The 9,164-nt window shown below is 62.8% G+C and carries 5 protein-coding genes; 2 read left to right on the top strand and 3 right to left on the bottom strand.

Features of this window, described 5'->3' with window-relative positions; translation table 11 throughout:
* Window positions 1-191: 191 nt before the first annotated feature.
* Window positions 192-5,441, bottom strand: coding sequence for an autotransporter domain-containing protein (locus G7Y52_RS13635; protein ID WP_206215319.1), 5,250 nt, complete (start codon window positions 5,439-5,441; stop codon window positions 192-194).
* Between the two features lie 48 nt (window positions 5,442-5,489).
* Here G7Y52_RS13635 and G7Y52_RS15095 point away from each other — a divergent pair, with 48 nt between their 5' ends.
* Together G7Y52_RS15095 and G7Y52_RS13630 are read left to right on the top strand one after the other, a co-directional pair.
* On the top strand, window positions 5,490-5,834 hold the full coding sequence (locus tag G7Y52_RS15095) for a hypothetical protein (RefSeq protein ID WP_206215318.1): 345 nt from the start codon (window positions 5,490-5,492) through the stop codon (window positions 5,832-5,834).
* Window positions 5,835-6,424: 590 nt separating this feature from the next.
* Complete coding sequence (locus G7Y52_RS13630; RefSeq protein WP_206215317.1) at window positions 6,425-6,946, top strand: helix-turn-helix transcriptional regulator; 522 nt, start codon at window positions 6,425-6,427, stop codon at window positions 6,944-6,946.
* Window positions 6,947-7,513: 567 nt separating this feature from the next.
* On the opposite strand, the gene G7Y52_RS13625 is transcribed toward G7Y52_RS13630, so the two are convergent.
* Both G7Y52_RS13625 and G7Y52_RS13620 read right to left on the bottom strand, forming a co-directional pair.
* Window positions 7,514-7,855, bottom strand: a complete 342-nt coding sequence (locus G7Y52_RS13625) for a hypothetical protein (RefSeq protein WP_165072807.1) — start codon at window positions 7,853-7,855, stop codon at window positions 7,514-7,516.
* 129 nt (window positions 7,856-7,984) lie between these two features.
* Window positions 7,985-8,164 (bottom strand): hypothetical protein, encoded by a 180-nt coding sequence (locus G7Y52_RS13620; protein ID WP_206215316.1) that lies wholly within the window; start codon window positions 8,162-8,164, stop codon window positions 7,985-7,987.
* Window positions 8,165-9,164 lie beyond the last annotated feature (1,000 nt).

Below are 9,164 nucleotides of genomic sequence, written 5' to 3'. Positions count from 1 at the left end.
CGGGAAGCCCATGCCTCCCGGATGTCCGGGCGGGCGGCTCCGCAAGGAGAGGAGCCGCCCGGCTGAGGCAGACGGGATCACATTTTCCGGCCCGGGGGGGTCGGGTCATGGGCTGCACGCGTTCTTGCGCTTTGCGCTGTCCGGTACCGCGCAACGCGGGGCGTTGCACGATACCAGAAGCGGGAAGGGCGCTAGAACTCGTAGCGGAAGGTGCCAAACACGCCGTGCGACGTGCTGTGGACGCCGGTTTGCAGGTTGTAGTTGACGCCAAAGCTCACGTTGTCATTGCCGAATTCCAGACCGGCCTGGCCCATGTAAGAGATGTAGTCCATGGTCTGGGTTTCCAGTTCCGCCGTGCCGGTCACGCCGGTGAAGCGCACGTCGCCGCGGGCCTCAATGTCCCCGGCAGCCGGGATCACGGCCAGATCCAGGCTGGGCTTGAAGTGCCAGCCGTTGCCGGTCTCGATCTGCCTGGAGAAGGCCACGCCCACGGGGAAGGTCCAGATGCTCTGGCTGATGCCGTCGCCGCTGAGCACTGTGCCGCCGGACTTCACGTCGTATTCGTCGGTATTCAGGCTCGTGTAGCGGACGCCCACATGGGGGGTGATGTCCAGCACGCTGGTTTCAAACTTGTACTCGCCGCGCAGGCCCGCGCTGATGGCCCAGGCCGTCACGTCGCTCTTGAGGCTGTCCATCTGCATGGCCGCGGGCAGATCCTGTTCCAGCTTGTTATAGGTGGAGGTGTAGTTCACGTCGGCGGTGAGGCCGAAGTTGTTCTTTGTCCAGCCGGCATACGCGCCGATGCCCCAGAAGCTCATGTCATTGGTGGTTTCGTTGAAATCACCGGAGCCCGTGGCATAGCCGCCGCCGATGTTGAAGGTGATGCCCGCGCGGATGGCGTTTTCAAAGGTGTAATCCGCACCAATGGCCACGCCGCCCAGGCCGCCGCTGTAGTCCATATTGAAGTTGCCGCCTTCCAGGCCCCAGCCGTTGGCGCTCTGGTACAGAGGCATGATCCAGAGGGCAAAGCCGCTCCTGGCGACTTCGGTCGCGGAAGCGCCGGACACGGAGCCGTCCGAGGCCATGCTCTGGAGGGCGGTGCCGCCGGGCTGGGCCAGGCTGGTGCGCTGGGTCACGGCATTGCCCGCCGCGTTGTTGGCCGCCAGGGTCATTTGCGGCACCGCGCCGATCAGAGCCATGCGCGCCGCGCTTTCCATGGTCACGGCAGCCTGCTCGGCGTCATTGCCGAGATAGTCGCGGCTGGTGGCGCGGGAGAGGAAGCGGACGCCCTTTTCAGAGGCATTCACATACCTGTCGGCGGTCCCGATCTCATGATTCAGGTAGCCGGAATCCACCACCTTTGCCAGCTCGGAATCCAGCGAGGGGAAGGCATTGCGGGCCGAGTTGAGCGTGGTTGTGACAGTGCCGGTCTCATGGTCAAACACGCCGGTCGCCACCATCGGGGAGTCCGTGCTGAAGTTTTCGCCGCTCCAGGCTTCAGGATCTGTCGCCGCGACGTCGATGTGAGTGCCGAGCACCGTGTAGCGTTCGCCCACTTCCGCGCCCGCAATGCGCAGTTTCGCGTTGTTGGCGATGGTGGCTGTTGTGTCTCCTGTGGCGGACAAAGCGCCGGCCGGATCAAGAGCCGCCTCGGCTCTGACCACCAGCAGGGAGTCGGCGTTGAAGTGGATCTCGGCGGGGGCGATGGTGAATCCGCCGGCGGTGGTCTGTAGCCCGTCCACCGTGATGCCATGAGCGGCGTCCAGCACCTGGGGCTCGAAGATGCCCAGAGCGGAAGTCACGCCGTGTTCGTCCAGGCCGCCGACGGCATTGACATGCCCGAGCAGCCAGTTTTTATCCCTGGTGCCGAAGGCGGCCATGGAGTTCTGGCCCACGCCCACGTTGCCGTTGATGACGCTTACATCATTCCCGTTGATGTTTTGAATGCTAAAGTTCTCCACGGCCACGTTGGTGGACGGCGCGCCCCAGTCCGGGTCAATAAGCAGCGCATTGCCGTTGAGGTTCAAGGTATTCACCACCAGCGTTGTGCCCCTGGTGTCGTCCGCGCTGCCCACGGTCAGGCTGCTGGCGGGGCTGCCGTCGGCGGGTGCGGTCATGGTCAGCGTGCCGGCGGTCAGGTCAGCGCCGTTGGTGAGGGTGACCGTTGCTGCGTTCAGGGTGCCCACCTCGCTGGGCGCGGTGGTCGCCGGATCGCCGCCCGTCACGGCCACCGCGCCGGCGGCGGCGTTCAGGGTTTGGGCCTGCACGCTGTTGGCGGAGACGTTGGCGGCGGTGATGGTCTCACCCGCGCTGACGTTGGTGGCGGCGATGTTGCCAGTGCCGACGTTGATGTTCGTGCCGGCCGCCAGGTTCAGTGTCTGGCCCTCGGCCGCGGCGAGGTCCTGGCCGGACGTCGTGCTGATCGCGCCCTTATCGGCGACAATGTTGCCGCTGACGTTGCCGGTGACGTTATTCAGGGACACGTCGCCGTCGGTGGACTGGATTGTGCCGTTGTTCAGGCTGGTCGCGCCGGTAACAGTGATGTCATTTTTTGCCGTAACCTCGCCGCCATTGGCGGTCAGGGCGCCGGCGGTGATAGCTCCCGAGGTGGAACTCACGCTGCCGGTGTTGTTGGCGGTCAGGGTGCCAGTAGCGCTGATGTCGCCCGTGGCGCTCACGCTGCCGCCGTTGTCCGCGCTCAGGGCGGTATTGGCGGTGATGCCAGCCCCGGAGGTCACGCTGCCGCCATTGTCGGCGCTCAGAGTGGGAGCGGTGATGGCAGTCTCGGCGCTCACACTGCCATTGTCGGCGCTCAGGTTGACAGCGTCGATGCTGGCATTGGAGGCCACAGTGCCGCTGTTGGAGGCATGGACCGTGCCCACTGCCGCAGTGCCGTTGCCGATTTGGGCGCTGGTCAGGCTTGCGCCGGAAGCGTTGACATCGCCCGTGTTAGCAGTGGTAGTAGTGATCGCGCCGGTGGTGAATTCAGCGCTGCCGTCGCCCACGGCGTTGAGCGTGGCTGTGCCGGCACCGTTGGTTTTCAAGGACACCTCGCCCACCGTGCCCTTGTTGTTGGCGTCAGTGACGCCGAGCGTAAGGGTCGCGTCCTTCGCGGCAGTACCGTCACCCACAGAGACGGGCGCAGCGTCGCTGCCATTCGCTACAAGATTGCCGCCCTCTGTATCACCGGCCAGTTGCAGGGTGCCGGACTCGGTCTTGATCCCGTCCTCGCCCGACTCGACATTCTTGTAGCCGCCCGTCAGAGAGGTGTCAGCGTTCGCGCCGGTAACGGTAGCCCCCAGGGTTTCAGTGGTTTCGACGCCAGCGGCGGCTCCGGTTGCATCAGTAAAGCTAACCTTGCCGTCATTCACCAGATTCGTGATTTCCGTGTCGCCCAGATTCAGCAGACCTTTACTGTCAACCGTGCTAAAGAGAGCAGTTTTGATTGAGTTCAGATCATTCTTGTCGATCGAATCCAGGCCGTTTATTTTCAGGGTGCCGCCAGCCGCGACCTCAATCTTTCCCACGCCATCCTGAATGACGAAACCGTCTTTGAGCAGAATCGACCCGGCAGCTTCCAGCGTTCCCTGATTGGCGACCAGAATGCCTGCGGTCGTGCCGCTTACGGTTTTGTCTCCAGCATAGTCTTGGGTCTGCAACGACGTTCCGGCATCTGTGCCGGTCACCGTCAACGTGCTGACAGCGCCCGCGCCGCCGACCGTGATCTTGCCGCTATCTTGGTCCAGCGTGCCCACGCTCAGCGTGCCGTTGTTCACGTTCACCGTGCCGCCGATCTGGGTCAGCGTGGTCAGCGTCAGGTCGCCGGCCTTGTCGCTGGTGCCCACGGTCAGGGTGGAGGCGCTCACGCCGTTAGCGCGGGAGGCGAAGACAGTCTCTTCCGCCTCCACGGTCAGATTGTCCATGCCCGTCCGCGTGCCGCCGGCCACGGTCAGGCCGTGGAAGGCCAGTTTGTTGGCGGTGCCGGCATACTTGATCTCGCCGCCGGTCTGGATCACGTTCACCTCGCCCGTGGCGAAATCCAGATTGCCGCCGCTCTTCACATCAATCTTGCCGCCGGAAAGGTTGAAGGTGCCGCCTTGATCCTCAGTCTTCGACATCTCCGCGATACCTTCGGCCACATTCCATGTCTCACCGTTATTTCCTTTAATATCTACGCCATCAACATCATCGCTATTTGGTGTCAGCGCCCCCCCGGCCACGGTCAGCGTGCTCCCGTCGTTCACGGTGATCGCGCCGCCGCTCATATTGGTCATGCGGGACAGGATGTAGCCGGTCGCGGCCGTGCCGCCCGTGCCGACCGTGCCGACCGTAATGCCGGCGTTGTCCTTGATATTCAGGGACACTCTCCCGTTCGAGGCACGGATCAGTGGCATATTGCCTTTCATGAGGATCTGGGCGTCGCCAGAAAGGTTCAACTGGCTGTTTTCGCCAGTTTTAGCTCCGGCAACAATATGGACGGGGCCTTCCAGAGTCACTGTGCCGCCGGAAATATCTGCGCCGTGCGTGGCGCTCAAATAGGGGCCGTAATCCCAGCGAGTCTCGGTTTCCCCTTGAGTCCCCCTGATTATAACATTGCCGCCGCTGATTTTCAGCATGCCCGTCTGCAGGGTGCCGTTGCTCACGCCGCCGTTGGCGTTGGTGGAGGCGTCGCCCTCGATCTTAAGCGTGCCGCCGGAAAGGGTGTAGCTGCTACGGGGCATATCGCCCTGATAGTTGCTCTTTTGCGTCCAGAGCGCGCCGTTGACGGTCACCGTAGCGTCGCCGGCCTGGTTGATCCGGGTATAGGGAGCGAGGAACGTGCCATTCTCCGCCACGGTCACGGCAGCATTGCCGGAAAGGTTGAAAACGCCGGTCTTGCCGCTTTCGCTATCGTCTGTATACACGACAGTTTGGCCTTTGCTGCCCTCGCTCGGCTGGAGCAGCAGCTTGGCATTCGTCTTCACCTCGAGTTTGCCGCCGGTCATGTTCAGCGTCGGGGCGCTCATCACGCCGACGTCAACAACGCCAGTGTCATCGCCCACAGTGATGGTCCCGCCGCTGATGGTGTTCTCCCCCCCGGAGAACATGATATGAGCCGCGTTGTTGCCGAAACCGATGTTCCCGCTCGGATCGGTGTTACTCCCGGTGAGCGCGCCCTTCATGGTGATCTCGCCGCCCTCAATCTTGAGGTGATTTCCGGCGAAGAGCTCGCTGTTTTGGCCCATGGTGACAGTGCCGCCGGTGATGTTCATACCATTGTAGGCGCCGACGTAGGCGGCCTTCTCCCAGGGGTTGTCAGCCTTGCCCTCCAGCGTCACATTGCCGCCGGAAAGGTTGAAGCTATTGACATCCAGGCTGGAAAAGGTAAATGTGCCCTCATTGCCGCCGGTATCGCTGGCGGGGACAGAGTCGGTCTTGATCTCCAGAGTGCCGCCGCTCATTGTCACAGCCATACCCGTGACGTTATCCGGGTTTGCGGCGGGGGTGTAGTGGTAATGCACGACCCGCTTGCCGCCTATCAGCTTCAGCGTCCCCCCGGTGTTGATTTCGAGGGTGGTGGTGTTGACGTTTTTCCCGTATTTTCCTTCGTCGTTCGGGTCGATGGGACCGAAGCCCCCCTTAGTAACCTCGGTGCCGGTGCCCAGGGTTACGGTCCCAGCCTCATTCCAGGGCGCCTGCGGCTCCGCCGCCACGGCCAGGCCAGCTGCGCCCGCGGTCAATGCGCCGGCCAGCGCCAGGCTGCCAAGCAGGTTCAGCATGCGGCATTTTTTGAGCACCGCGCTGTAGCGTTTGATCAAAAATCCCAATGCGCCTTGTGTCAGTTGCATGATTAGACCTTCCTTGTAATTGTTGACCTTCCTAAACCTCTCTCAATCCTCCGGCGCGGCCCGTCAGCGCCCGGAGCAAGCCCGCATGGCAAGACCGCGCGCCTGCGGCGCGCCTGCAATCAGCCTTCGCCATGAAACGAACCAAAGAAAAAAACCCCATCCCGGAGAACCAGCAGCAATGCTCCGGGCTGGAATGCGTCAGCGTATGGCCTCCCTGCACCTCCTCGCGGGCTTTTGAAACGCCCGCTCCGGCGCTTCACGGCGAAAGCGCATTTCGCCCGCGCCTCTGCGGCTGGCATGGCTCCTGCCAGGGCGTTGCGCCCCTTTCAGGAGCAAAACGCTTTGGTCCCTCCGCCGGTGGCCCTGCGCAAAAGGCCCGGACCGGACGGAAGGAAACAACATTGCTTTCCGCGTGCGGGACGGGTAAAGTCGGATTGCGAATCGGAAACCTTTACCGCCCGCGCTTTATGATTAGATCAATATTTCGGTCAGCACAACTGAAATATTGACCCTAAAGTAAAATTTATCCTATTCATTGTTCTGAAATTCTGTTCTTTAATCCAAAATTTCAGCCAGATAGGATAAATTTCCGGGCGATGGAAATTTATTCTATGGAGACGGACACGCTGGGAGCCCGCATCCGCCTGGCGCGCGGGAAAACCTCGCAAGGGGTTTTCGCGGCCCTGATCGGCGTCAGCAAAGGCTCACTGGGCGGCTATGAGCGGGACGAAAATCTGCCCAATACGGATGTGGCTTTGAAAATCTGTCAAAAGACCGGTTTTTCAGTCGAATGGCTGCTTTCCGGGCGCGGGCCGCTGCGCGCCCCCGCCGCACCCGCCGCGCCCCAAAAGCAGGAAGCGGAGCCGCCGGCAGCAGCGCCGGCAGCGCCGCCGGCAGAGCCGCCGGAAACGCAGAAGAGCGCGCCCTACTGCGCGCGCTGCCTGAAGCTGGAAGAAAAGCTGGAAAAGCTGGAAGAGGAACGGCGCGAACTGAATGCGGAAAACCGCCGCCTCTGGAAAGAAAACAGCGCCCTCAACGCGCGGGTGGCGCGACTGGAGGAACAGCAGAAAAAAGGCGAGCCTGCGAGAATTGCTGCGCAAAATTATTCCGCGGCCTGAGCAAACCTTGCCCCGGAGCTGATAAAAAAATGTCCTCCCGCAACACGGGAGGACATTTTACTGTCAGGCCCGGGGCAAGGGCGCAGAGCCGCCGCGCAGTTTCCCCCATGCCCCCGCAAAAAAGTCCCGCAGATCCGGCCCGGCGCCGCCCACAAGCGCAAACCGCTCCGGGCAGGCGCGCGCCGGCCTGAAAAGACGTTGTGGGGTACGGGAAATCTGCATATAAGGAACGGGCACGGCTACCCTCTGGCCTGAGCGTCGGCACGGCGCAAACGGAGAAAGGAGGGTGCCGCCATGCGGAGGCGTATTTTCGTCCTGCTTGTCGCTGTGGCCCTTGTCCTGCTGCTGGCGTCCGCCGCCAGATAGCAGTTGACCCCGGCCCATCAGCGGTGGGTCGGGGTCGAAAAGGCTTGTCACACTGGTAGCCGTGCACGGGGGCGCAAACCGCGCCGTGCCAGCCCCGGTTTCTGTTGACCCAGGAGCCGGGGTTCCCTTTTCAGATAAACCCTTCCTGCCCGATTGGCAAGTGTCAGGGCCGGGCCCGGATCAGGTAGCGCGCGGCCACAGTTACAGGGCGGTTTTCTTCTGCGGCAGAGCGTTTTGGCCGCGCCCAGCGCCGCCCACAAGCGCAAACAGTTCCGGGCAGGCGCGCGCCGGCCTGAAAAGACATTGTGGGGTACGGGAAATCCGCATATAAGGAACGGGCACGGTCACTCTTCTGAACTCTAACGCCTGGGCACGGCGCTGGCAGCAAAGGAGGGTATCACCATGCGAAAGCTGGTTTTTGCCGCGATCATCGCGCTGATACTGGTTATGCTGCTGGCTTCTGACGCCAGATAGAAGTTGACCCCGTATCTGCGCAATCAGATACGGGGTCGAAGACTTGGCCTGTTGCAGGTGGCCGTGCATGGCGCTATGCGCCGTGCCCACCCCGGTTCCTGTTCGCGCAGGAGCCGGGGTTCCCTTTTCAGATAAACCCTTCCTGCCCGATTGGCAAGTGTCAGGGCCGGGCCCGGATCAGGTAACGCGCGGCCACAGTTACAGGGCGGTTCTCTTCTGCGGCAGAGCGTTTTGGCCGCGCCCGGCGTCGCGCAGTTTCCCCCATGCCCTCGCAAAAAAGTCCCGCAGATCCGGCCCGGCGCCGCCCACAAGCGCAAACCGCTCCGGGCAGGCGCGGCACGCCCGCAGAAAACATTGCCGGGCGGGGAGAATCGGCATATACGGAACGGGCACGGCTACCCCCTTCCTGATCTGCGCCCGGCACGGCGCAAACCGTCAAAGGGGGTGCCGCATGAGACGCTTTGTCGTCCTGGTGTTGCTGGTACTCCTCGCCCTGCTGCTGCGGGGCGACAGTCGGCCTTAAACGAGGCTGGCCCCGTATCAGCGAGCACTGATACGGGGCCGAAAAGCGGTTTGCTGGTTCGGTAGCCGTGCACGGGGGCGCAAACCGCGCCGTGCCAGCCCCGGTTTCTGTTGACGCAGGAGCCGGGGTTCCCTTTTCAGATAAACCCTTCCTGCCCGATTGGCAAGTGTCAGGGCCGGGCCCGGATCAGGTAGCGCGCGGCCACAGTTACAGGGCGGTTCTCTTCTGCGGCAGAGCGTTTTGGCCGCGCCCGGCGTCGCGCAGTTTCCCCCATGCCCTCGCAAAAAAGTCCCGCAGCTCCGGCCCGGCGCCGCCCACAAGCGCAAACCGCTCCGGGCAGGCGCGGCACGCCCGCAGAAAACATTGTCGGGCGGGGAGAATCGGCATATACGGAACGGGCACGGTCACTCTTCTGAACTCTAACGCCTGGGCACGGCGCTGGCAGCAAAGGAGGGTATCACCATGCGAAAGCTGGTTTTTGCCGCGATCCTCGCGCTGATACTGGTTATGCTGCTGGCTTCTGACGCCAGATAGAAGTTGACCCCGTATCAGGAGCGAACTGATACGGGGCCTAAAGCTGGTCTTCGTCAGGTGACCGTGTAACCAGGCGCTATGCGCCGTGCCCACCCCGGTTTCTGTGACAGCAGGAACCGGGGTTCCCTTTTCAGATAAACCCTTCCTGCCCGATTGGCAAGTGTCAGGCCGGGCCCGGATCTGGTAACGCGCGGCCACAGTTACAGGGCGGTTCTCTTCTGCGGCAGAGCGTTTTGGCCGCGCCCGGCGTCGCGCAGTTTCCCCCATGCCCTCGCAAAAAAGTCCCGCAGATCCGGCCCGGCGCCGCCCACAAGCGCAAAC

This window comes from Desulfovibrio sp. ZJ200 (assembly GCF_011039095.1).
Taxonomy (GTDB): domain Bacteria; phylum Desulfobacterota; class Desulfovibrionia; order Desulfovibrionales; family Desulfovibrionaceae; genus Desulfovibrio.
The sequence above is the reverse complement of the archived record's forward strand: the minus strand, read 5'-3'. Positions and strand labels throughout refer to the sequence as shown.